Source organism: Pseudomonas sp. FW305-28 (assembly GCF_017351395.1).
Classification (GTDB): domain Bacteria; phylum Pseudomonadota; class Gammaproteobacteria; order Pseudomonadales; family Pseudomonadaceae; genus Aquipseudomonas; species Aquipseudomonas fluorescens_AA.
Map to the genome: position 1 here is coordinate 1 of NZ_JACNDD010000103.1, position 24,647 is coordinate 24,647.

General features: G+C 62.7%; 16 protein-coding genes. 6 read left to right on the forward strand and 10 right to left on the reverse strand.

What is annotated here, in order from left to right; translation table 11 throughout:
• Positions 1 to 16: 16 nt before the first annotated feature.
• Positions 17 to 742 (reverse strand): 4'-phosphopantetheinyl transferase, encoded by a 726-nt coding sequence (locus J4E53_RS21450; protein ID WP_103311090.1) that lies wholly within the window; start codon positions 740 to 742, stop codon positions 17 to 19.
• Positions 743 to 1,029: 287 nt separating this feature from the next.
• Between J4E53_RS21450 and J4E53_RS21455 the strand changes: the two genes are divergently transcribed.
• Genes J4E53_RS21455 through J4E53_RS21465 form a run of 3 tightly spaced genes read left to right on the forward strand, consistent with a single transcriptional unit; the run spans position 1,030 to position 6,511 of the window.
• Complete coding sequence (locus tag J4E53_RS21455) at positions 1,030 to 2,274, forward strand: exonuclease SbcCD subunit D C-terminal domain-containing protein (protein ID WP_060741996.1); 1,245 nt, start codon at positions 1,030 to 1,032, stop codon at positions 2,272 to 2,274.
• Positions 2,271 to 5,912 carry an AAA family ATPase gene (locus J4E53_RS21460; protein ID WP_060741995.1) on the forward strand — a complete coding sequence of 1,214 codons (3,642 nt, stop codon included), beginning with the start codon at positions 2,271 to 2,273 and terminating at the stop codon, positions 5,910 to 5,912. Before J4E53_RS21455 ends, J4E53_RS21460 begins: the two co-directional genes overlap by 4 nt.
• Positions 5,909 to 6,511, forward strand: coding sequence for a glutathione S-transferase (locus J4E53_RS21465; protein ID WP_060741994.1), 603 nt, complete (start codon positions 5,909 to 5,911; stop codon positions 6,509 to 6,511). Before J4E53_RS21460 ends, J4E53_RS21465 begins: the two co-directional genes overlap by 4 nt.
• Before the next feature lie 148 nt (positions 6,512 to 6,659).
• On the opposite strand, the gene J4E53_RS30830 is transcribed toward J4E53_RS21465, so the two are convergent.
• The 7 genes from J4E53_RS30830 to J4E53_RS21495 all read right to left on the reverse strand — a co-directional run bounded on the left by J4E53_RS30830 (position 6,660) and on the right by J4E53_RS21495 (position 13,051).
• The gene (locus J4E53_RS30830; protein WP_256587218.1) at positions 6,660 to 6,785 is read right to left on the reverse strand and encodes a hypothetical protein; all 126 of its coding nucleotides are present in this window, start codon (positions 6,783 to 6,785) and stop codon (positions 6,660 to 6,662) included.
• 175 nt (positions 6,786 to 6,960) lie between these two features.
• A complete protein-coding gene (locus J4E53_RS21470; RefSeq protein WP_003202673.1) occupies positions 6,961 to 7,140 on the reverse strand; it encodes a hypothetical protein in 180 nt (59 codons plus the stop codon).
• Between the two features lie 156 nt (positions 7,141 to 7,296).
• Positions 7,297 to 8,472 carry a lactonase family protein gene (locus J4E53_RS21475; RefSeq protein WP_103310139.1) on the reverse strand — a complete coding sequence of 392 codons (1,176 nt, stop codon included), beginning with the start codon at positions 8,470 to 8,472 and terminating at the stop codon, positions 7,297 to 7,299.
• Entirely contained in the window at positions 8,459 to 8,755 is a 297-nt protein-coding gene (locus tag J4E53_RS21480; protein ID WP_177431730.1) for a DUF5629 family protein, read from the reverse strand. The genes J4E53_RS21475 and J4E53_RS21480 overlap by 14 nt, the downstream gene beginning before the upstream one ends.
• Positions 8,756 to 8,992: 237 nt before the next feature.
• The gene (locus J4E53_RS21485) at positions 8,993 to 10,573 is read right to left on the reverse strand and encodes an aldehyde dehydrogenase (NADP(+)) (RefSeq protein WP_103310143.1); all 1,581 of its coding nucleotides are present in this window, start codon (positions 10,571 to 10,573) and stop codon (positions 8,993 to 8,995) included.
• Positions 10,574 to 10,585: 12 nt separating this feature from the next.
• Positions 10,586 to 11,578 (reverse strand): AraD1 family protein, encoded by a 993-nt coding sequence (araD1, locus tag J4E53_RS21490; RefSeq protein ID WP_103310145.1) that lies wholly within the window; start codon positions 11,576 to 11,578, stop codon positions 10,586 to 10,588.
• A gap of 150 nt (positions 11,579 to 11,728) precedes the next feature.
• Positions 11,729 to 13,051 carry an MFS transporter gene (locus J4E53_RS21495; protein WP_060741990.1) on the reverse strand — a complete coding sequence of 441 codons (1,323 nt, stop codon included), beginning with the start codon at positions 13,049 to 13,051 and terminating at the stop codon, positions 11,729 to 11,731.
• 193 nt (positions 13,052 to 13,244) lie between these two features.
• Between J4E53_RS21495 and J4E53_RS21500 the strand changes: the two genes are divergently transcribed.
• The 3 genes from J4E53_RS21500 to J4E53_RS21510 all read left to right on the forward strand — a co-directional run bounded on the left by J4E53_RS21500 (position 13,245) and on the right by J4E53_RS21510 (position 20,893).
• Positions 13,245 to 14,981 (forward strand): IlvD/Edd family dehydratase, encoded by a 1,737-nt coding sequence (locus J4E53_RS21500; RefSeq protein ID WP_060741989.1) that lies wholly within the window; start codon positions 13,245 to 13,247, stop codon positions 14,979 to 14,981.
• A 255-nt stretch (positions 14,982 to 15,236) separates the two neighbouring features.
• Positions 15,237 to 15,956, forward strand: coding sequence for a FadR/GntR family transcriptional regulator (locus J4E53_RS21505; protein ID WP_060741988.1), 720 nt, complete (start codon positions 15,237 to 15,239; stop codon positions 15,954 to 15,956).
• Positions 15,957 to 16,204: 248 nt separating this feature from the next.
• Positions 16,205 to 20,893, forward strand: coding sequence for a dermonecrotic toxin domain-containing protein (locus tag J4E53_RS21510; RefSeq protein ID WP_177431731.1), 4,689 nt, complete (start codon positions 16,205 to 16,207; stop codon positions 20,891 to 20,893).
• Between the two features lie 169 nt (positions 20,894 to 21,062).
• On the opposite strand, the gene J4E53_RS21515 is transcribed toward J4E53_RS21510, so the two are convergent.
• Together J4E53_RS21515 and J4E53_RS21520 are read right to left on the reverse strand one after the other, a co-directional pair.
• Positions 21,063 to 23,438, reverse strand: coding sequence for an RND family transporter (locus tag J4E53_RS21515; protein ID WP_103310146.1), 2,376 nt, complete (start codon positions 23,436 to 23,438; stop codon positions 21,063 to 21,065).
• 43 nt (positions 23,439 to 23,481) lie between these two features.
• Positions 23,482 to 24,534 (reverse strand): YCF48-related protein, encoded by a 1,053-nt coding sequence (locus tag J4E53_RS21520; RefSeq protein ID WP_060741985.1) that lies wholly within the window; start codon positions 24,532 to 24,534, stop codon positions 23,482 to 23,484.
• Positions 24,535 to 24,647 lie beyond the last annotated feature (113 nt).

Consider the following 24,647-nt stretch of genomic DNA (forward strand, 5'->3'; position numbering starts at 1 on the left):
CCAGACACCAAAAACCTCAGGCCCTGATCCCCACCAGGCTCAACAACTGCCCATCCCTCACCCCAAACTGCGCCTGCAGTTCACTGCCATGGCGCCATTCGGTCGACAGGTCCGTCAGCAAGCGCAGCCGCACCTGTCCGTCGTGTGTCCAGTCCAGCACCTCGGCATGCTCGAAATAAAAACGCTGCCTGACGATGGGATACAGCGCCTTGAACAAGCTTTCCTTCACGGAAAAGGTCAGGGTCACCAGCAAGGCCTGGTCATCGCGCGTGAGCCGGGTCATGCGCTGCAACTCTGGCGAGGTGAGGATTTCACCGGCCAGGCGCTCGGCGCGCTCGGGGTCGAGCAGGTTTTCCACGTCCATGCCCAAGCCTTGCCAGTGGTCTTTTTTCGCGACGATGGCCGCTGCCCGGCCCGTGCTGTGGGTGATCGAGCCGCTGATATGAGCTGGCCACACCGGGGCGCGGTCTTCGCCGATGGCCGGCACGCAGGCCAGGCCATCGAGCCGCTGCAACGCCGCCCGGGCGCAGATTCGCCCGGCCAGGAATTCTGCCTGACGCTTGGCCACCGAGCGCTGGATGCTCGCCGGTGGTTCGATGGCGCTGTCGGGAAAGTCGGTGCCAGCCAACAGCAACGGGTCGAAGCAGGTGCTCAGCAGCACCGTACCGGGCAGGGCGTCGGGCAATAGCCAGTGTTCATCCAGAGGCGAGCAACAGGCGGGCAGGGTGGGGAGTGTCTTCATGCCCGGCATTTTGCCGGGTTGGCGGGAGGCTGGGTAGTGGGACGCGCTTGATGGATGGACGGGAGAGGTCTTTGGTGGCGAGGGAGCTTGCTCCCGCTCGATTGCGCAGCAATCGCAAAAAGGGGCCGCTGCGCAGCCCAGCGGGAGCAAGCTCCCTCGCCACAGGGGCGTGTTCAAATAGATCCCATGAAGTTGAACAAGTCCTCCCCCCCGTTTCCCAGTAAACTCTCCTTCTTTTAGCCGCCCTTCTCTTCCCCGCGGCCATCATCTGTTTTCTGGAGTTTGCCTTGCGTCTGTTTCACACCTCCGACTGGCACCTGGGGCAAAACCTGCACGGTCAGGAACGCGATTTCGAACACGCCTGCTTCCTCGACTGGCTGCTGCGTCAGCTGACCCACGAAAAACCCGACGTACTGCTGATCGCCGGTGACATCTTCGACACCGTCAACCCGCCGGTCAAAGCCCAGGAGCGGCTCTACGACTTCATCGTCAGCGCCCATGAGCAAAACGCCAACCTGACCATCGTGATGATCGCCGGCAACCACGACTCCGGCTCGCGAATCGAACTGCCTGCGCCGCTGATGCGACGCTTGCGCACCCACGCCCTGGGCCGGGTGTTGTGGCTGGACGACGGCCAACTGGACGTCGAGCGCCTGTTGTTGCCATTGCCCGATGCCAAGGGCAAGGTCAAGGCGTGGTGCCTGGCCCTGCCGTTCCTGCGTCCCGCCGAAGTCACCGGCGCGCAACTGGGCGACGACTACCTGCGGGGTATCGGCCAGGTGCATGAGTGGCTGATCGCCGCGGCCAACAGCAAGCGCAAGAAAGGCCAGGCGCTGATTGCCATCAGTCATGCGCACATGGCCGGCGGTTCGGTGTCCGAGGACTCCGAGCGCAGCCTGATCATCGGCAACGCCGAGGCCCTGCCCGCCAGCCTGTTCGGCCCGAGCATCAGCTACGTCGCCCTCGGCCACTTGCACAAACCGCAGAAGGTCAACGGCGAAGAGCGCATCCGCTACAGCGGCTCGCCGATCCCGCTGTCATTCTCGGAAATTGGCTACCAGCATCAGATTCTCGACATCACCCTGGACGGCGAAACCCTGGTCAAGGTCGAACCGCGCCTGATTCCCCGGGCTGTCAACCTGCAACGCCTGGGCCCGGCCCCCCTGGCCGATATCCTTGGGCAACTCAAGGAGCTGCCCGACATCGACCTGTTGGCCGACGTCCAACGCCAACCCTGGCTGGAAGTGCGGGTGCGCCTCGACGAACCGCAGCCGGACCTGCGCCACCAGGTTGAAACCGCACTGCAAGGCAAGGCCGTGCGCTTGGTGCGGATCGCCGCCGAGTACGCCGGCAACGGTGGCACCGGCAGTGCCGATGACGGCAACGCGCTGGTGGAACTGGATCAACTCAGCCCGCAGGAACTGTTCAGCCGCGCCTGGCAGGACACCTATGGCAACGAAGTGGATGAACAGACCCTCAAGGACTTTGCCGTGCTGTTGCAAGACGTGCAGATGGAGAGCGAGCAACCATGAAGATCCTCGCGATCCGCCTGAAGAACCTGGCGTCCCTGGCCGGGCCGTTTGAAATCGATTTCACCGCCGAACCCTTGGCCAGCGCCGGCCTGTTCGCCATTACCGGTCCCACCGGGGCCGGCAAGAGTACGCTGCTCGACGCCTTGTGCCTGGCGCTGTTCGGCGCTGTGCCGCGCCTCAACAACACCGGTCGCGATGCCAAGGTGCCGGACGTCGATGGCGAGATTGCCACGGGCGATCCGCGCACACTGTTGCGCCGTGGCACCGGCGATGGTTTTGCCGAAGTGGATTTTCGCGGCCTCGACGGGCGCCGCTACCGGGCCCGCTGGGAAGCCAATCGCGCCCGGGAAAAGGCCGGCGGCAAATTACAAGCCAGCCGCCAGAGCCTGCGGGACCTGGACAACGATCAACTGCTGGCGAGCCAGAAAGGCGAATACAAGACCCAGCTCGAAGCCGCCCTTGGCCTGAACTTCGAGCAGTTCACCCGCGCCGTGTTGCTGGCCCAGAGCGAGTTCAGCGCGTTCCTCAAGGCCGATGACAACGACCGCAGCGAACTGCTGGAAAAACTCACCGACACCGCCCTGTATACCCGCCTCGGTCGTCGCGCCTTCGACAAGGCCAAGCAAGCCAAGGAAAACCACAAACAGCTGCAGGACCAGGCCACCGGTGTCACCCCGCTGGCCCCCGAAGCCCGGGCCGAGCTCGACCAGCGCTTCAACGACGCCCAGCAACAACTCAAGGCCCAACAGGCGCAACTCAAGCAACTGGAGCAGCAACACACCTGGCTGCGCGACCTGCGCCAATTGCAGGATGAACACGCCAGCGCCGCCGAACAGTTGCAACAGGCCCAGGCCGATTGGCACGCCCTGGCCGACGAACGCCTGAAACTGACCCGCCTGGAACAGTTGGCGCCCCAACGCCATCAGTTCATCCGCCAGGCGGAACTGAGCCGACAGCTCGAGCCCTTGGCCGCGCAGATCCAGCAGCTCACCCAGCAGCAAATCGACCTGCACCAGCAGCAAGCCGAACTCGAAAAAGGCCTGGGCGTCACGCAACTGGCATTGGTCGCGGCCCGGCAACAAAGCAGCGACAGTGCGCCGTTATTACGCCAGGCTTTCGAGGAGCAAAGCACCCTCGCCCGTCTCGTCAGGGACGCCAGCCAGGCCGCCGGGCACCAGGACCAGGCGCAACAAGCGTGCACCGAAGGCCAGCGCGCCATCGACACCTTGCTCGAACAGCAGAAACAGGTGGCCGAGCGCTTGCAGCGAATCGCCGGCGAGCTTGAACAAAGTACGCACCTGGCACCGCTGAGCGACGCCTGGAACGCCTATCGCGACCGCCTCCAACAACTGATGCTGATCGGCAATCGCCTGAACCAGGGCCTGGCCGAACTCTCCATGCTGGAGCAAGGCGCCGCCCGTGCCGCCGAGGAACTGGCCAGCCGCCGACAAGACCTTGAGGTGCTGTACAAGGAAGCCGGCGCCGAGCCGGAGGCCGTGGCCGAACAGATCCAATTGCTCGGCACCCTGCTGCAAGACAACCGCAAGCAACTGCGCGCCTTCGAAGACCTGACCCGGCTGTGGGCCAGTCAGCAAGAACTGGACAAACGGGGTGCCGAGCTCGAGCAACGCCAACAACAGGCGTTGCAGGAACGTGACCGCCTGGTGCGTGAGGGCGGCGAAGCCAAGGCCGAGCTGACCATCGCCGAACAGACCCTGACCGTGACCCGCGAACTGCTGGAACGCCAGCGCCTGGCCCGCAGTGAAAGCGTCGAACAACTGCGCGCACAGTTGCAGGACGAGCAGCCCTGCCCGGTGTGTGGCAGCGTCGAGCACCCTTATCATCAGCCCGAAGCCCTGTTGGAAAACCTCGGACGCTTCGATGAAGCCGAAGAGGCCAACGCCCGCAAAGCCGTCGAACAGCTCAATGAGAAAGTCATCGACCTGCGGGCGCAATACAGCGGGGTCATTGCCCAGCTCAAGGAACTCAAACAACAACAGGAACAGCTCGCCAGCCAGCAACAGAGCCTGGCGCCCAGCCTGGAAGCCCACCCGTTGTCGGCGCAACTGCTGGCCCAGGATGCGAGCAAGCGCGACGCCTGGCTGGCCCAACAGAACAGCCAATTGCACCTGCGCATCGGCCAGGACGAACAACGCCAAGCCGCCCTGCTGACCCTGCAACAGGACGCCGCACGCATGGGCCAGCGCCTGCGCGAGGCCGAAACGGCCAGCCAGCAGGCGTCACACCACCTGGGCAACCAGCAGCAAGCACTGGCCCGCGACCGCCAGCGCCTGGACGAGGAACTGAACCACTTCAGCACCCTGCTACCGGCGGACACCTTGCAGGCCTTGCGCAGCGAACCCGCCGCGACCTTCCTGCAGCTCGACCAGCAGATTGCCCAACGCCTGGAGCAACTGGAACAGCAGCGCGACGAACTGGACGAACAACGCCAGCGCCAGCAGACCCTGGAGAAAGAGCAGGACCGCCAGCAGACCCGCGTCCAGCAACTGGAAGCGGCCCGCCTGCAATTCAGCGCCCTGAGCGAGCAACAGCAGGCCTGCCAGGAGAAACTCGCGCAACTGCTCGGCGAACACCTCAGCGCCGAACAATGGCAACAACAACTCGACCAGCGCCTGGAACAGACCCGGGAGGCCGAGGCGACGGCCAATCAGCAGTTGCAGCAAGTGCGCAACAGCCTTGTGCAACTGGCCGCCGAACTCAAGGCCCGCCAGGAGCAGGCGCAATCCCTGGACCACGAACTTCAGGCGTTGACCACGGGTATCGCGCAGTGGCGCACCGGCCATCCTGAACTGGACGATGCCGCCCTTGAAGCCCTGCTCGGCCTGGACGAGCAACACGTCGGCCAGTTGCGCCAGCGCTTGCTCAACAGCGAAAAAGCCATCGAACAGGCCAGCGTATTGCTCACCGAACGCGAGCAGCGCCTGCACAACCACCAGGCCCAGCACAACGGCAACCTGGCGCCCGAACAACTCGCCGAAGCCCTCGCCGAACTGCAAACTCAATTCGCCGTCAGCGAACAGCGTTGCGCCGAACTGCGTGCCGAACAGGCCGAGGACCAGCGCCGACAGAACGCCAACCAAGCCCTGGCCCAGCAGATCGAACAGGCCTACGCCGAATACCAGCGCTGGGCACGCCTCGATGCGCTGATCGGCTCGGCTACCGGCGACCGCTTCCGCAAACTGGCCCAGGCCTACAACCTCGACTTGCTGGTGCATCACGCCAATGCCCAACTGCGACAACTGGTGCGCCGCTACCGGCTCAAGCGTGGCGGCAGCATGCTCGGTCTGCTGGTGATGGACACGGAAATGGGGGATGAACTGCGCTCGGTGCATTCGTTGTCCGGCGGCGAAACCTTCCTGGTCTCCCTCGCCCTGGCCCTGGGCCTGGCCTCGATGGCGTCGAGCACATTGAGGATCGAATCGCTGTTCATCGACGAAGGCTTCGGCAGCCTCGACCCCGAATCGCTGCAACTGGCGATGGACGCCCTCGACGGCTTGCAGGCCCAAGGCCGCAAGGTCGCGGTGATTTCCCACGTGCAGGAAATGCACGAGCGGATCCCGGTGCAGATCCAGGTCCGTCGTCAGGGCAACGGGTTGAGCACGGTGGAAGTGAAATGAGCCGCGCCACGCTCTATTCCTTCCGCCGCTGCCCCTACGCGATGCGGACGCGCATGGCCTTGCGCTACAGCGCGGTCGAGGTGACGATTGTCGAAGTCAGCCTGAAGGCCAAGCCCGCCGAGATGCTCGCCCTCTCCAGCAAAGGCACGGTGCCGGTGCTGCAGGTCGATGGCCGGGTGATCGATGAAAGCCTGGAGATCATGAGCTGGGCCTTGGCCCAGCACGACCCGCAAGACTGGCGGCTACGGGACAACGCCGACGGCCAGGCGTTGACGGCGGCGTTGATCGAGGAAAACGACCAGGTGTTCAAGCTGCACTTGAATCGCTACAAGTACCCCGAGCGCTACCCCGAGTACCCGAAGGAGCATTACCGCAGCCAGGGCGAAGACTTTCTGCGTCGCCTGGAGGCACTGCTTGCAACCCGGCCGTTTCTGGCAGCGGAGCACCAGAGCCTGGCGGACGTGGCAGTGATGCCCTTCATACGGCAATTCGCCCACGTCGACCGCGACTGGTTTGCCCAGGCGCCCTATCCCCGGCTACAGGATTGGTTGCAGAGGTTCCTGGAGTCCGAGCTGTTCGTGGCGATCATGGCCAAATAACGCCCTGCACAAAACCCTTGTGGCGAGGGGATTTCTGTGGGAGCAAGGCTTGCCCGCGATACAGGCGACTCGATTTCTGAAGGACCGCATCGCCTTCATCGCGGGCAAGCCTTGCTCCCACAAAATATCAATAACCGGCCTGGTCCGATCAATCGCTCAGCAGACTCAATAAGCGCTCACGTGCCACTTCCAACTCACCGGCATCCGGTTGGGCCGCCGAGACAATCGGCGTGGAGTAGAGAAACAGCAGCATCACTGCCAGACGCATCGCCATGGTGTCGATCCTTATCTGCGAAGGAGTCAATTTGTCAGCGTCAAATTTAAACACATGGCCAAGTGATATTACAGCGGGATTTTTCCAGAAACGGCGAAGCCTGCGATCTTTTCTCTTTCACCTGAATGTTCAGTGAAGATGAAAAGATCGCAGGCTTCAGGCGTTGCGCGAGATTTCAGTGTTGGGTCTTGTGGTCCAGCGCCGCATAGAAGTTAGCGCTTTGTTGCAGGTATTTCTCGGTGTAGCTCTGGGTACGGTTTTTCTTGTCGCTGATCTCGACACTGGCACTGGCGGGCAGCGCTACGGTGGCAGAGATGGCGGAAGCGGCGATCACGGAGAAAAGATTCAGATTCATGGCGGTAGACCTCGGATTCAGTTGGCTGACTTGCCCGGTTGGGCCGTGGAGCAAACTTACGCGCCGAGGCGTCTCGCTTTGAAATGCTTTGCAATACTAGCGAATATCAGTCTCGTTGATACAACGGCGCAGGCCTTGAAAACCAAGGCCTGCGGTCTATTGACGCAGCATGAACTTCAAGTCGCTCGGTGCATCCATCGGCATTTTCTGCACGGTTTTACCCAGCAGACCGCTCTTCGGATCGCGCTCGACCACCACGATCTGGTTGCTCTTCTGATTGGCAATCAGCAGGAATTTCCCGCTCGGGTCGAGGCTGAACTCCCGTGGATGATCGCCTTCGACCGAGCGCCGCTGCAGCTCTTTGAGCGTGCCCGCAGCCGGGTCAATGGCGAACACCAGCACTTCGTTGGTGGTGCCACGGTTACTGACGTAGAGGAACTTGCCGTCCCTGGAAGCATGCAGCGCAGCCGCCGCCCTGCCCGGCTGGGGTTTGCCGGCGGCCAGGTCGACCAGTTGACGCTGGGTCAGGCGGCCGTCCTGGTAATCGAACACCGCCACTTGCGCGCTCATTTCCATGGTCAGCCAGGCGTGCTTGCCGTCAGCGCTGAACAGCAGGTGACGCGGTCCGCTGCCAGGTGGCAACTGCACGAAGGCCGGGTCGGCGGCGATCAGCGGCAGCTCGGGATTGGCCTTGGGGTCGTAGCGGTAGATGAACACCTTGTCCGCCCCCAGGTCGTTGGCGAACACGTACTTGCCATCGGGCGACGACACCGCCGAATGCACATGGGCCGACATCTGCCGCTCGGGGTTGACCCGGCTCGGTTGATGGCTGCTCAACTGCACCACCGGCGACAGCTTGCCGTCGGCGCCCACCGGCAACACCGCCAAGGTGCCGCCCGGGTCTTCCAGCACTGAATAGTTGCTGACCAGCAGATGCCGGCCATCGCCGCTGAGGCTGGAATGCGTCGGCTCGTTGCCCAGGGATTGCACCTGGTTGATCAGGCTGATGGCATGGGTCTTCGGGTCGATGGCGTAGCTGCTGACCTTGCCCACCGGGTCTTTCTGGCCCGGACCGTTTTCGTTGACCACGAACAGCCGGGTCAGGTCGGGCGAGAGAGTCAGCCACGAGGGGTTGTCCGTCTTGATCACTTGCAAGGGGTTGGCGTCGATCTGGCCGGTACGGCTGTCGAACTGCAACCGATAGATGCCTTGGCTCTGCCCGGCGGTATAAGACCCCACCAGCAGTTGATGACGCTCTTCGGTGTCCGCCTGGACGCCCATGGCGCCCAGGCTGCCGGCCATCAACAGCGGCCAGAAACTACGCATTTTCATCTTCGTCGTCCTCATCGTCGTGGCCGCTGGTGGCGTCCACGCATTCCAGACGGTGGTCACCGGAATCACTGGTGATGATCCAGTGATTCGAAGCCTTGTCGAACGTCGCGGCCTGCATTTGCGCCAGCGTGAAACGCCAGCGCTCGAGGGTACGGCCGTTCATGCACTCGACGTGCAGTTGGTCCTGCTCGTCGAGCTCAAAATTGAATGCGTGCAGCCCGTCGATAATCAGCATGTCGCAGGATTCGAGGGCTTGCAGCAGGGGGGCGGTTACGGCAGTCATGGTGATCAGTCGGTCTTTGGGAAAGTGGCCATGATAACCCAATGGGCGAGTGGACCTTGGGCCATCACTTCAGAAGCGATGTTGACCGGGCGATCGCCATCGCGAGCAAGCTCGCTCCCACCATTAGGATTTCAGTGAATACAGATCTTGTGTTCACAAAAAATCCAGTGTGGGAGCGAGCTTGCTCGCGATGGCGGCAGTCCATCAAACCTCAATGCAACTGCCCCACCGCGGCCGTCAGAGCGCCTCGCGCCCCGGCACCCCATCCACCAACCGCAGGATCCCCAACGGATTGGCATTCTTCAGCGGTTCCGGCAGCAGGCTGTCGGGATAGTTCTGGAAGCACACCGGGCGCAGGAAGCGATCGATCGCCAATGTGCCCACCGAGGTGCCCCGGGCATCGGACGTCGCCGGGTAAGGCCCGCCGTGCACCATCGAATCACACACCTCGACCCCGGTCGGATAACCGTTGAGCAGGATGCGGCCGACCTTCTGTTCCAGCAGCGGTGTCAATTCGCTGAACCGTTCGAAATCCGCCGGCTCACCGATCATCGTCGCGGTCAGTTGGCCGTGCAGGCCGTTCAGCGCGGCGGTCAGTTGTGCCTGGTCGGCGACTTCGACAAACACCGTGGTCGGGCCGAACACTTCTTCTTGCAGCGCCTCGTCACCGTTGATCAGCAGGCTGGCATCGGCCTTGAACAACTGCGGCTGGGCCTGGTTGCCCTGCTGCTCGCGCCCGGCCAGGTGCTCGATACCCGGGTGAGCGAGCAATTTCTGCAGGCCCTTGCCGTAGCTTTGCAGCGTGCCGGCGTTGAGCATGGTCTGGGGCGCCTGGTCACCAATCAGCGCGGCCACTTGCTGGGTGAAGGCGGTGAATTGCGGCGAACGAATGCCGATCACCAGGCCCGGGTTGGTACAGAACTGACCACAGCCCTGCACCACCGAGGCGGTCAAGTCGCGAGCGACGCTCTCGGCGCGGGTTTCCAGGGCTTGCGGCAACACGATCACCGGGTTGATGCTCGACATTTCCGCGAACACCGGAATCGGCTGCGGCCGTGCGGCCGCCATGTCGCACAGGGCACGCCCGCCCTTGAGAGAACCGGTGAAGCCCACAGCCTGGATCGCCGGATGCTTGACCAGCCATTCGCCGACACCACCGCCGTAGATCATGTTGAACACGCCAGCCGGCATCGCGGTTTTTTCCGCCGCGCGAATGATCGCATCGGCCACGTGCTCGGCGGTCGCCATGTGGCCGCTGTGGGCCTTGAACACCACTGGGCAACCGGCCGCCAGGGCCGACGCCGTGTCGCCACCGGCGGTGGAAAATGCCAGGGGGAAGTTACTGGCACCGAACACCGCCACCGGCCCCAGGCCGATGCGGTACTGCCGCAGGTCCGGACGCGGTAACGGCGTACGCTCAGGCAATGCCCGGTCGATGCGCGCGCCGTAGAAATCGCCTCGGCGCAAGACCTTGGCGAACAGGCGCATCTGGCCGCTGGTGCGACCGCGCTCGCCCTGGATCCGTGCCGCCGGCAACGCGGTTTCACGGCAGACCACGGCCACGAATTCATCGCCCAAGGCGTCCAGTTCATCGGCAATGGCCTCGAGGAACTCGGCCCGGCGCACCGCGCTCAGGCTTCGGTAGGCCGGATAAGCCGCAGCCGCGGCCTTGGCGGCAGCATCGACTTCTTCGGCCGTGGCCTGGATGAAATCATGGGGCAAGGCCTCGCCGGTGCTGGCGTCGGCGCTTTGCAGGCGAGTCTGGCCGGCCGCGCTGCGTGCGCCGCCGATGTAGTTGTGGCCAAGGATCTGGTTCATCGCAAGTCTCCTTTAAAGTGTGCCGATAGTACCCGGGTTGAACACCGCGTCTACCGGGGCAATGCCGTTGACCAGCGGCGCGCCGAATTCAGCCTGGCTGATTTCGAACACATCCCCTGGCTGGGTGCGGATGCCGTCGGCGAACGACAGGGTCGCGGTGCCGAAGAAGTGAACGTGCACGTCCCCCGGGCGCAGGAACTGACTGTACTTGAAGTGGTGGAACTCCAGGTTCTCGAGGCTGTGGCACATGTTCGCCTCGCCGCTGAGGAACTCGTTCTGCCACAGCACTTCGCCATTGCGCAAGATACGACTGGTCCCGGACAGATGTTGAGGCAGTTCACCGACGCGAAGTTCCGGGCCAAAACTGCAACTGCGCAATTTCGAGTGGGCCAGGTACAGGTAATTCTTGCGCTCCATGACGTGGTCGGAAAACTCGTTGCCCACCGCGAAGCCCAGGCGATAGGGCTTGCCGTCATGGCCGATGACATACAGGCCGCTGATTTCCGGCTCTTCGCCGGCGTCTTCGGCAAAGGGTGGCAGCGGGAACGGATGGCCCGGACGAACGACGATGCTGCCGTCGCCCTTGTAGAACCATTCCGGTTGCACCCCGGCCTGTCCGGCCTGGGGTTTACCACCTTCCACCCCCCATTTGAAGATGCGCATGGTGTCGGTCATGGTCGCTTCGTCGCCGGCCTGCTGGTGCATCTTGTCCCGGGCCGACGCGCTGCCCAGGTGGGTCAGGCCGGTACCGCTGACCAACAGGTGCGCCGGGTCCGGGTGGTCCAGCGGTGGCAGGATGCGCAGCTCACCGAGCAACCGGGCGTAGTCATGACCCGTCCCCAGGCCCAGGCTGTCGACCTGCTGCTCAAGCTTCACACCCGCCTCGATGGCCGCCAGCGCCAGCTCGCGCACGCTACCGGCGCCCTGCACTTCGCGCACCTGATCGCCGTCGACCACACCGACGCGGCGTTCGCCGTTACTCAATTCGAACTGAACTAAACGCATAACTTTTCTCCTTGTAAGCAAAACTTGAATTCGGTGCAGCCCCCTTGTGGGAGCGAGCTTGCTCGCGATGGCGGTCTGACAGTCGACATCATCGGTGAATGTGAGACTGCTATCGCGAGCAAGCTCGCTCCCACAGTTAAGTGCAGTGATCTAGGTACGCGTCGCCCCGCGGGCGCTGGCGGCGAACTGATCCGCCGGCAGCACATGCTTGCGTTCCAGCAACCGATAGACCACGCCGGTCAACACCAGGCCGAACACCATCACACCGGACAGGAAATACAGCCCCGAGGCCAGGTTACCGGTGTACTCCTTCAGCGCACCGATCACGAACGGACCAATGTAACCGCCCAGGTTGCCCACCGAGTTGATCAACGCAATACCCGCCGCCGCACTGGCGCCGGCAAAGAAACGCCCTGGCAAAGTCCAGAACACCGCCGTGCAGGAAAACAGCGCGAAGGCCACCAGGCACAGCGCCGCCAGTTGCAACACCGGCACCGACAACCAGGCGCTGAGGAACAGGCCGATGGCGCCCAGCACGTACAACACGGCGAGGTGACCGTAGCGGTCGTTCAAGCGGTCGGAACTGCGGGGAATGATCAGCAGGCCAACGATGCCGAAGATGTACGGCACCGACGACACAAAGCCAGTCACCAGGTCACTGCCACCGAACTGCTTGATCAGCGTCGGCAGCCACAGGCCCAAGCCGTAGATGCTCAAGGTCACCGGCAGATAGAACAGCGCCAGCAGCAAGACACGCTTGTCCTTGAGGGCATGCAGCGGATTGCCGTGGCGGGTCTGGCCGTATTCCTGCAAATCTTTTTTCAGCTCACCGGTCAGCCAGTCCTTCTCGGCCTGGTCCATCCATTTCACTTGTTGCGGACCATCCGGCAGGTAACGCAGCACCGGCCAGGTCAACAGCACCGCCGGCAGGCCGATGACGATGAACAGCCACTGCCAGCCGTGCAGGCCGAGGATGCCGTCCATGCCCAGCAAGCCGCCGGATACCGGGCCGGTGATCATCATGGCGATTGGCTGGGAAAGAATGAACAGGCCCAGGATCTTGCCGCGATGGCGCACCGGGAACCACTGGGTGATGTAGTACAGCACGCCCGGGAAGAACCCGGCTTCCGCCGCGCCCAGCAGAAAGCGCATCACATAGAAGCTGTGAGGCCCCTGCACGAACGCCATGCCAATGGTGATGGCGCCCCAGGTGATCATGATCCGGGCGAACCAGCGCCGGGCACCGAAGCGCTCCAGCATCAGATTGCTGGGGATCTCCAGCAGGAAGTAACCGATGAAAAACAGCCCGGCACCCAGGCCGTAGGCGGCGTCGCCAATACCGATGTCGGCGCCCATGTGCAGCTTGGCGAAGCCCACCGCGGAGCGGTCCACGTAGGCGATCAGGTACAGCAGGATCAGGAAGGGAATCAGTTTCAGCGTAATGCGACGAATAAGCCGCAATTCCTGGCTCATGGGACCGGTCTCCGATTGTTGTTGTTATGGAACCTCGGGGGATTTCTCTCGCGAATGACCGCCAGGACAACCCCTCCGTTGAATCGGACTATATAGTAATACTATTTACCCAACAACACTTCCAAAGCGCGCAATTTGCGCTTATGTTACGCTCAAGCTCGAACAATATAGTCATACAATAAGAGAATCGATCATGTCTGATAAGAAACCCTCCCTGCGCTCGGCCCAATGGTTTGGCACCGCCGACAAAAACGGCTTCATGTACCGCAGCTGGATGAAAAATCAGGGCATCGCCGACCATCAGTTCCACGGCAAGCCGATCATCGGCATCTGCAACACCTGGTCGGAGCTGACGCCGTGCAACGCGCACTTCCGGCAGATCGCCGAGCACGTCAAGCGTGGCGTGATCGAAGCCGGGGGCTTCCCGGTGGAATTCCCGGTGTTCTCCAACGGCGAATCGAACCTGCGCCCCACCGCCATGCTGACCCGCAACCTGGCGAGCATGGACGTGGAAGAAGCGATTCGCGGCAACCCGATTGACGGCGTCGTGCTGCTCACCGGTTGCGACAAGACCACCCCGGCGTTGTTGATGGGCGCCGCCAGTTGCGACGTCCCGGCCATCGTCGTCACCGGCGGGCCGATGCTCAACGGCAAGCACAAAGGCCAGGACATCGGTTCGGGTACCGTGGTCTGGCAATTGAGCGAACAGGTCAAGGCCGGCACCATCACCATCGACGACTTCCTCGCGGCCGAGGGCGGCATGTCCCGCTCGGCCGGTACCTGCAACACCATGGGCACCGCCTCGACCATGGCCTGCATGGCCGAAGCCCTCGGCACCTCCCTGCCCCACAACGCAGCGATTCCGGCCGTGGATGCACGGCGTTATGTGCTGGCCCATATGTCCGGCATGCGCGCAGTGGAAATGGTCCGTGAAGACCTCAAGCTGTCGAAGATCCTGACCAAGGAAGCCTTCGAAAACGCCATCCGCGTCAACGCCGCCATCGGCGGTTCCACCAACGCGGTGATCCACCTCAAGGCCATTGCCGGACGCATCGGCGTGCAGTTGGACCTGGACGACTGGACCCGCATCGGTCGCGGCATGCCGACCATCGTCGACCTGCAACCGTCCGGGCGCTTTTTGATGGAAGAGTTCTACTACGCCGGCGGTCTGCCCGCCGTGCTGCGGCGTCTCGGCGAGGCCAATCTGATTCCCAATCCGAATGCCCTGACGGTCAACGGCAAGAGCCTCGGCGAGAACACCAAGGACGCGCCGATCTACGGCCAGGACGAAGTCATCCGCACCCTGGACAACCCGATCCGCGCCGATGGCGGTATCTGCGTGCTGCGCGGCAACCTGGCGCCACTGGGGGCGGTGCTCAAGCCGTCCGCCGCCACCGCCGAACTGATGCAGCATCGCGGTCGCGCCGTGGTGTTCGAGAACTTCGACGAGTACAAGGCCCGGATCAACGACCCGGAACTGGACGTGGACGCCAACTCGATCCTGGTGATGAAGAACTGCGGGCCCAAGGGTTATCCGGGCATGGCCGAAGTGGGCAACATGGGCTTGCCGGCCAAGCTGCTGGCCCAGGGCGTGACGGACATGGTGCGGATTTCCGATGCGCGCATGAGCGGCACCGCCTACGGCACCGTGGTGCTGCACGTGGCACCGGAAGCAGCGGCCGGCGGACCTCTGGCAGCAGTGAAGGAAGGCGACTGGATCGAGCTCGACTGCGCCAGCGGTCGCCTGCACCTGGACATCCCCGACGCCGAACTCGCCGCGCGCCTGGCCGACCTCGCTCCCCCGCAGCAACTGCTCGTGGGTGGCTATCGCCAGTTGTACATCGACCACGTGCTGCAAGCGGACCAGGGTTGTGACTTCGACTTCCTGGTGGGCTGCCGCGGCGCCGAAGTACCACGCCACTCCCACTGAAGCCATCCATCCCCTGTGGGAGCAAGCCTTTGTGGGAACAAGCTTTTGTGGGAGCTGAGCTTGCTCGCGATAGCGGTGTCACAGACAACAGAGATGTTGACTGGAAAGGCCTCATCGCGAGCGAGCTCAGCTCCCACAAAAAGCTCGCTCCCACAATGGGTCTGTATCTAAATCAAAAATCGCACTAGCGACCCGCCATCGCCGCGCCTGCTATCATGCGCAACACTCCCCTCGCACAGGATCGCGCCGCGTCCCATGGATTACCGTAAACCCTCCGACCGCAAGAGCATGCACGCGCGCATCGTCCAGGAACTGGGCATGCAGATCGTTTCCGGGCGCTTCAAGCCGGACGATAAACTGCCCGCCGAAGCCTTGTTGTGCGAAGAGTATGCGGTCAGCCGCCCGGTGCTGCGCGAAGCCACGCGGGTGCTGGTCGCCAAGGGCCTGGTGTATTCGCGTCCGCGCGTAGGCACGGTGGTCAAGGCCCGGCGGGAATGGCACATGCTCGATCCGGATGTGCTGCATTGGTTGATGCAGAGCAGCCCGCAGAATGAATTCTTCAACCTGCTGACCAGCGTGCGCAGCATTATCGAGCCGGCCGCCGCCGCCCTCGCCGCACAGTTCGCCGACGAGGCCGACATCGCCGCTATCCGTGAAGCCTACCAACGCATGGAAGCCGCCCCGACCCCGGAGGCCGTGCTGCAACCAGACCTGGACTTCCACAGCCGCATCGCCGACGCCACCCACAACGACCTGCTCGCCAACCTGTGCAACATGTTGTCGGTGGCCATCGCCGAAGCCCTCAAGCACTCCAACCAGCGGCCCAACCTGCACGAGCTGGCGATGCCACGGCACAAGGCGATCCTCACCGCCATCGAGAACCGCGATGCCCTCGGTGCCCGCCACGCCACCCTGGTGCAACTGGACGATGCCCGTAGCGCGCTGAACGTCGTGCTGGGCAACGATCCCGCCTGATAAGGTCAGACTTGTGGGAGCAAAGCTTGCTCGCGATGGGGCGCACTCCAGTCCACTGTCGCGAGCAAGCTTTGCTCCCACAGGGTCGTGGCTTGACTGAGCAGCTTTGCTCCTACGAGGTTTGGCTTGACTGACTGACCGGCATTATTCTCAGCGGGTGGTATTTATGTACCACCCGCACCACAGCGAGAAGTCGATACTTTTCTCGCCGTCATCCCGACGGCCATGTTTTGTGAAAAGGACTTCTCATGACCGCTCCCTCCTCCGCAGACTCCATCCCTGCGTTGACGCAAAGCGTCAGCCTGCAATTCGCCAGTCACCCGACCTTCGAACAAATCGCGCAACGCATGCTCGAACAAGCTATCAAGCGAACATACCCCTGGCTGGACATCGACCTCTCCACCGTCCAACTGGCGACTCCGGACGCCACCGGACGCGCCTGGCAATTCCAGCCGTTCATGCCCGTGGTGCTCGATCACCTGGCCGTTGGCACACCCATGGATTTCAGCCCACGGGGCAACCTGGACTGTTTTCTCTCCGACACCCCACCCCACCGGCTCCGGGCAGGCAACCAGGAAGTGGACATCCAGGTCATCAAGAACTCGCTGCTGGAACTGGCCTGGAGCGTACCGCTCGGGCTGGAGGATGCGCTGGTCCGTTACTGGGGCGACGACATTGACGCAACCGGTGCGAACAGCCGCAGCAACCGCTGGCGCTGGCTCAGCGATGTGCTGAGGAACATGCTGAGCATCCATGGGCTGCAACAGCCCGGGCTCGCTGACACGGCCCGCGAAGCCCTTGACCAGGTCGTCCGTTGGCCGGACCGGGAACGGCGCTTTTGTCTCGACCGACAGGCGCCTGTGTATGCCTACAACCTGGAAACCCGGATCACCCGGGGCACGACCAGCAGCGTACTGGTCGGCAGCGAGATCCTCCTGGTCCGCGCCACGAAAGGCACCACCGACTTCCTGCTGTGCAGTCCCGGCAGCGCCGTGCAATCCTTTGCCTCCCTGGAAGCCTTCAATCGGCATTGGGGCGCATCGATCGCCAGCCGTTACACCGTCGACACCGTCACCTGCCAGCGCTACGAGATAAGCGGCGACGTCTTCGAGAGCCAGGCGGCGATGCTGCTGGAGCAACAACTGGCCGACCTGAAGGCTGTACAACTGCCCGCCGGGATCGACCTGCAAAGCCTGAAGAACCTCTACAACGACTTGAGCGACCCGGCTCGCTACCTGCTGGAAGCCCCCCGACTCTCGCCGCAAACCTCGGCACGCCTGGCTCCCTTGCTGCCCCGCTGGCTGAAAAAAAGCTCCATCGCCGACCAGACGACGCTCCAGCACTACAGCCTGGCCCTGGCCAGTGCCAAAAAACGCCACCAGGGCCAGAGCTTCCTCAGCGGCATCGAGGACATCAAGGCCTTCACCGCCAGTGCCTTGTCCAGCGCCATGGGGCAAACGAACGACAGCAGCCCGGGCAAGGTGTCATCGAGCCAATACCAACCCAACGATGTGCTGCTGACCTTCACCGTTTCCGCAGGCTACCCCGGGACCATCGGCCTCAGCGAGAAGCGGCAGATGAGCCTGACCGAACTGGCCATCCACAATCTCGTCGCCCGTCCCAGCGGCCACTTCACGCTCAGCCATCGCCTGGGCCTGACGCTGCCGACCTGGTTGACCCCGGACTTCGTGACCGGGCTGGTCGAGCAGGTCGACATTGGCACGACCTATCCTCGCTACCTGCAACAGCACCTGCTCGGTGGCTCGCCCCAGGCAAAGAACCGCCAACGGATGTTCGCCGAACAGATCCCTGCACAACTGGCCCTCGAGGCGCTGAAACAGCGGCTGGACAACGAAAACGGCATGACTGTCCAAGGCCTGCGCCTGCTTGAAGCCGTTCTCCAGCCTGACGCGGCGAACCAACAGGTCAACGGTCGCCCGGTGGTCATTCGCCACCTGGGTTTGGTGCGCAAGCCCCAGGCACAGCCCGATACCGTGACCAACATGTTCCTGATCGAAGCGCAGGACACCACCACCGGCCCGCACCTGCTGTATCGGCCGCTTTACGCCCCTGCGCTGCAAGAGTTCCCGACACGGGAGGCGCTGCTCCAGGCCATTGCCGCCGCCGGGGATCTGCAGAACAGCGTCCTGACCTGGCTGTCCGACGCCGCCCGCCCGGTGTACGCCAACGGCGGTTTCCTGGAGCCACACATCGTGCGGTTCTTTCCCGGTGACGAGTTCAGCGCCCCCGACAAACCCGCCCCGGCCACACTCGCCACGCAGGATACCCACGACGAACTGCTGCAAGCGCTGCACAACGGCGAGCTCATGCAATACCTCTATGGCTGCAATGCCCAGGCCCTGGTCACCCAGGCCGACCGGAACTCGGTGTCCAACAGCGAGAGCCGCTGGGCGGTGTTGCTCCAGGGCGGCGGCCTGTTGTTCAACACGCTGCTGTTCCCTTTGTTGCGCGGTCCGGTCATGACCACTGCTTGGCTATGGAACCTGATGGCCAGTGCCCAACAGGACATTCCAGCCCTGATCAGCGAGGACCCGGTGGCGCGGGAGCTGGCCGCCGTCGACCTGCTCGTCAACCTGGCCATGCTGATGAGCCAACTGCCCACCGGTCATGCGCCGGTCACCCGTGCGGCGCTGGCCCCATCGCTGAAGGAGCAAGCCATGCGTCCCCCGTCGCCACGCACCATTGCCGAGCAGTGGCCAGCGCCAGCGCCGCCCACCGTGGCGGAGGGAACCATCGCCGTGCCTGGCGCCCACACCGAAGCTGCCAGTAGACGCCTGGACTTCAGTTTCGCCAGCGCCGGCCAGCGCCTGACACCGGAACAACGCACCCGGCTGCTGCGCTTGCAGGCACTGCGTCCTCCGGCAATGCCCGAACCCATCGGATATGGCCCGTACAAGGGTTTGTACGTGATCGACAACAAATGGCATGCCGAGGTCGAAGACGTTCTGTATCAGGTCAACCCTGAAGCGGACGGCAGCGCGACCATCGTCGACCCACTCGACCCCAGCCGCAACGGCCCGCCGTTGAAAGCCGACCGCCAGGGCCGCTGGTCCCTCGATCTGCGTCTGCGCCTGCTGGGCGGTGCACCGCCCAAGCGGATGGATGCACAGCGTCGTGCCAATCTGCAGCGTATCGGGGAATTGACCGAGGAACTCAACCAGTGGGTGGCGCAGGAAGACGATCGACAGAAAGCCCTCGACGTGGCCCAGCAAGTGATGACAAGGCTCCAGGAAGGCAGCACTTACACCGAAGCGCAGCGGGAGCCGAAACGCAAAATATTCCATGACCTGCTCCAGGAGCAGACCGAAGTTTATTTGAAACTGATGAAGAGTGCGTCCGAACGCGCCAGCCTGGGTATCGGGCTTACACCTAAGTACATGCGCGGACTCTTTGAAAACGTGATCAACAATGCCCGTAAGGCCGTCGTGGTCACCGAAATGGATTACATAGCCGCCAAGAACAGGGACCCCAGGTTTCGAGCAGAAAGCGATGTCCAGGAAGTCCTTACCCACCACATGCAGGACTACATCAAGTTCCTCGACCTCATGAGCGACATCAATGATCGAGCGATCTACTGGCTGGAACTCAAGGACGAATACCTTGAGCGCCTCTTGAACTTCGATGCCGATGGCGCCCAGGCGTTCGAACGCCTGACCAGGGACCGTCCGTTGAACGAAGGCAATGCCATCAGCCGCAAAGCCCTGCAACTTTCTACGCTTCCCATGCTGTCGATCAAAAATCCCCAATCGGACGTGCCCGCCGTCCTGCTTCGCATCGTCGTACCGCTGGGGGAACAAACGCGCTCCCACAGCGAGCTACGGCTGTATGAGCTGACGCCGCAGGAACAACTCGACATCCTGACAAGCCTGACCGAGCGCTATGGCAAGACCCTGGATGCGTTGCAAGGGGTCAAGACCCTCTACCCCGACGATATCCACGCGTCCTATTTCGACAGGCTGGTCAAGTTGGTCGACAGTCTTTACCAGGAGGTGTCGGGCAAACTCGCCGCCGAAATCAAACCCGAGCCAAAACCACGCAAACGCCCGCCGAAACGCCCCAGGCCAGCCGCTGCACACGCCCAGAAAAAGCTGATCAGGACCCGCCACAATGGCGTCTTGATTGGCGACCTGAAACCGGCCGGCACCTCCTTGCCGATTGAAGTCGTCGAGCTGCGCTCGCAAGTCGATGACGAGATCCTCGCCACCTATTCCCGCCATGATGATGTCTGGGATGTCGTCGAAGTACGTCGCCCGGCCCCGGCACCCGAGACAAGATCGGTCAAGGCGATCAAGGCCGATGCGCGAAAACTGCTCGACGAGCTGGACGCACGCATGCACCGCACTGAAAGCTACAAGAAAAACTGCCGCCATCCTCAGGAAATCGAGGAGATCATGAACAACGAGGCGAGTCGGTTTCGCAAGCTTGCCGAGGAACTCGACCGGGCGTTCACCGCAGCGCAAACCCCGCTTACCCCGGCAGACCAGGCACTGAGCCAACAGTTGTCAGACGCGGTATCCAGCCTGACCGCCAAGGGCAGTGCCCTGCGCACCGAATTGAGCCTGCAATTGCCGCCTACCGACGGCAACCTGCGGTTCCTGTTCGAAAAGAACCTGATACAAGTCGCACGTCTCGGCGAACGCACGGCCTTGAAAGGAAGCCGCAAGGATTTCCTCCAGGAGTACGCCATCAACGACCGTAATGGCTCTCCCCTCTGGTATGCGCATTTTCACTACGAAACGGCTGACACACCGAAGGACAATTTCAGCGTCGCGCACCTGAAGACCAAGGAACAACGCAAGGAGCACTACCACTCCCTGCTGGCCAAGGCCACCAGCCCTTATGCGGTGGTGAACGTGCATCGAGGACAGCTCGGCAAGTCGTTGGCGCAGAGCAGGTTCTTGCCCTTGGCGCCTTGATGGCCAGGGCTTGCAGGCCGAAGTGATCAGTCACTGAGCGCGAGAAAAAACCTGTGGGAGCGAGCTTGCTCGCGATGGCTGACGGACAGTCAACACCTTCATTGACTGTCACACCGCTATCGCGAGCAAGCTCGCTCCCACATTGGCTTGCCCCTAGGGCTGCCCCTCATCAGTGGGCAAACAACGAATTGCCCTTCTGCCCCGCCAGTTTCTCCGGCTTGATCAGGAACCGCGCCAGCGCCGGCAACAGCCACAGCGCACCGAACATGTTCCACAGCAACATGAACGTCAACATCAAGCCCATGTCGGCCTGGAACTTGATGGCCGAGAAGATCCAGGTGCACACGCCGATGGCCAGGCACAAACCGGTGAACAGCACCGCCTTGCCGGTGGATTTCAGCGTCTGGTAGTAAGCCTCCTGCAACGGCAACCCGGCCCGCAGGAAGCTTTCCAGGCGACTATAGATGTAGATGCCATAGTCCACGCCGATCCCGACGCCAAGCGCGACCACCGGCAGCGTCGCGACTTTCACACCGATGCCCATGAAAGCCATCAGGGCGTTGCCCAGTACCGACGTCAGTACCAGCGGCAGCACGATGCACAGCGTCGCCGCCCAGGAACGGAAGGTGATCATGCACATGGTCGCCACGCAGATGTACACCAGGATCAGGATGGTCAGTTCCGATTCCTTGATCACTTCATTGGTGGCCGCCTCGATGCCGGCGTTACCGGCGGCGAGGATGAACTCCAGGCCATCGCGGTTGTTTTCCTTGGCGAAGTCCTGCACCGCCTTCACCGCGCGGTCCAGGGTCTCGGCCTTGTGGTCGTTGAGGAACACCAGCACCGGCGCCAGGGAGCAGCTGTTGTTGTACAGGCCATCGGCCCGGGCGATGGAGTTGTTCAGCACATCAGGGTTGCGCGACAGGGTCTCCCATTTCAGGTTGCCCTCGTTCATGCCCTTGATCATCTGCTTGGACACGGTCACCAGGGAAATCGCCGACTGCACGCCCTCGGTGTTCTGCATCTTCCACATCAATTCGTCGATGGGGGCCATGGCTTCATAGCGCGAGCAGCCTTCGGCCTTGGTCTTGACCATCACCACCAGCACATCGGAGCTGGTGGAGTAATTGCTGATGATGAAGTTGTTGTCCTGGTTGTAGCGCGAGTCCGGACGCAGTTCCGGCGCGCCCTGGTCCAGGTCGCCGATCTTCAGGTTCTGGCTGTACCAGAGGCCACCGCCAAAGGCGAGCACCGCCAGGGCAATGGACACCGGCGCGACCTTGGCGCTGGCGAAGTTCGACAGCAGGCGCCAGAACGGATGTTCGCGGGTCGCATCTTTCTTGCTGCGCTCCACCGCACGCTTGCTGATGCCAGCGTAGGAGATCGCCACCGGCAGCAGGATCAGGTTGGTGAACACGATCACCGCCACGCCGATGGAGGCGCCGATGGCCAGTTCGCGGATCACGCCGATGTCGATGATCAGCAAGGTGATGAAGCCCACGGCGTCCGCCAGGATCGCGATCATCCCCGGCAGGAACAACTGGCGGAAGGTACGCCGCGCCGCCGTCAGGGCGTTGTCCGCCTCGCTGGACTGCAAGGCGATGCCATTGATTTTCTGTACCCCGTGGGAAATGCCGATGGCGAAGATCAGGAACGGCACCAGCATCGAGTACGGATCCAGGCCGAAACCGGCGGCGTGCATCAGCCCCAGTTGCCAGACCACCGCCACCAGGGTGGTGGTCAACACCGCCACGGTGCTGCGCATGCAGTTGGTGAACCAGTACAACAGGATCAGGGTAATGACGAAGGCCACGCCGAAGAACAGCACCACCATGACCAGGCCGTCGATCAGGTCACCGACTTTCTTGGCGAAACCGACGATATGGATCTGCACATTCGGGTTCTGGGCTTCGAACTTGTTGCGGATCTTGTCTTCAAGCTCGTGGGAAAACTTCCGATAGTCGAGGGCGAGCAATTTGCCCTGGTCCTGCGGGTCCGGATAGGACTCCAGCAGCGGGATGTCGATGATGCTCGACTTGAAGTCGTTGGCCACCAGGCGCCCGACCTGGCCGGACTTGAGCACGTTGTTGCGCAGCAGGTCGAGGCTGTCGGCCGAGCCGTTGTAGCTCTGGGGGATCACCTCGCCGCCGGCGAAGCCCTCCTCCGTCACTTCGGTCCAGCGCACGCTGGGGCTCCACAACGACTTGAGCCCGGAACGGTCGACACCGGAGATGTAGAAGACCTCGTCGTGGATCTGGCGCAGGGTCTCCATGTAGTCCTTGGAGAAAATGTCGCCATTGGTGGCTTCCACGGAAATGCGCACCGTGTTGCCCAGGTTCGCCAGGTCGTTGCGGTGCTCGAGCATCTTCTGGATGAAGGGGTGCTCGAGGGGGATCATTTTTTCGAAACTGGTGGAGGGGCGGATCAGCGTGGCCTGCCAGAACAGGAAAATGCTGACCAGCAGGCAAATGACGATCACTGCCGGGCGGTTGTTGAAAATCAGGCGCTCGAGGAACGTCGCCTTGTCTTGATGATGACTGCTCATGGGGTCCGCCTTCTTGTTTTTATGCCCGTCTTGCAGGCCTGACTCATTTGCTCAGTTCGGCGCCGGTGGACGTGGTGGCGCGCACGCCGCCTTGCCCCGCCAGGATCAGGTTGCCGTTGCCTGCCGCCGTGACGGCCGCCACGGAGATTCGGTCCGGACGGTTGAACACGCTGAAGGTCTCGCCGTCGTCGGTACTGCGCACCACGCTGCCGCCGTTGCCGACAATCACGATGGAACCGTCCGCCAGCAGCGTGGCACCCGACAGGCCGAATTCCAGGCTGCCCCGGGCGGCCTTGAGCTCGACCTGCTCCCAGGTGCCGCCAAAATCGGTGGAACGGTACAGGTTGCCGCGCAAGCCGTAGGCCAGCAGCGTCGAAGGTTGGGCGGTGCCGATGACCCCGAACAGCGAGCCTTCGTACGGACCTTCGACCTTCTCCCAGGTCTGGCCCTCGTCGGCGGAGCGGAACATGCTGCCGGCCTCGCCGACAATGAACAGCCCGGCGTCTTTCACGGCCGCGATCGCATTGAGGTGGAACTGGTCTTCGTTTTCGAGGCGGTCGCTGGCGTCTTCCCAGTGCTTGCCGCCGTCGGTGGTTTCCAGCAGCGCGCCGTAGGCACCCACGGCAAACCCGTTGCTGGCGTCCTTGAACCAGACATCCAGCAGCGGCGCTTCACGGGTGAGGTCTTCGTATTGCTTGGTCCAGGTGCTGCCACCGTCGTCGCTGGCGAGGATCTGCGCATCGTGCCCCACGGCCCAGCCGTGCTTGTCGTCGACGAAAAACACCGCGGTGAGCAGTTGGCGGCTCGGCACCTTGGCCTGGGTCCAGGACGTGCCCTGGTCGTCGGAATAGACAATGTGCCCACGATCACCGACCGCCACCAGGCGCTGGCCGGCATGGACCACATCGAGCATCAGGGTTTTGCTGGCCTTGGCCGATTCGACGGAATAGATGACATCGGACGTCGACGCCGCAACGGCCATCACCGGTGCCGACAACACCGCAGAGCCCAGCAGCGAGAGCGCCGAAGCCAGCAACGCGATTCTGCGCAGCATCGGCGGCCGGCAGCGGCCCACAGCCATGACAGGCTCATTCATAGACCTTTCCCCCATTATTATTGTTATGGCTTGGTACGTTGCCAGTCCTGGAGCATAGTCCTGAAACCTGCAATCTAGAGCCACTTCGGAAGCTGGCCTATCCTATCGGGCTT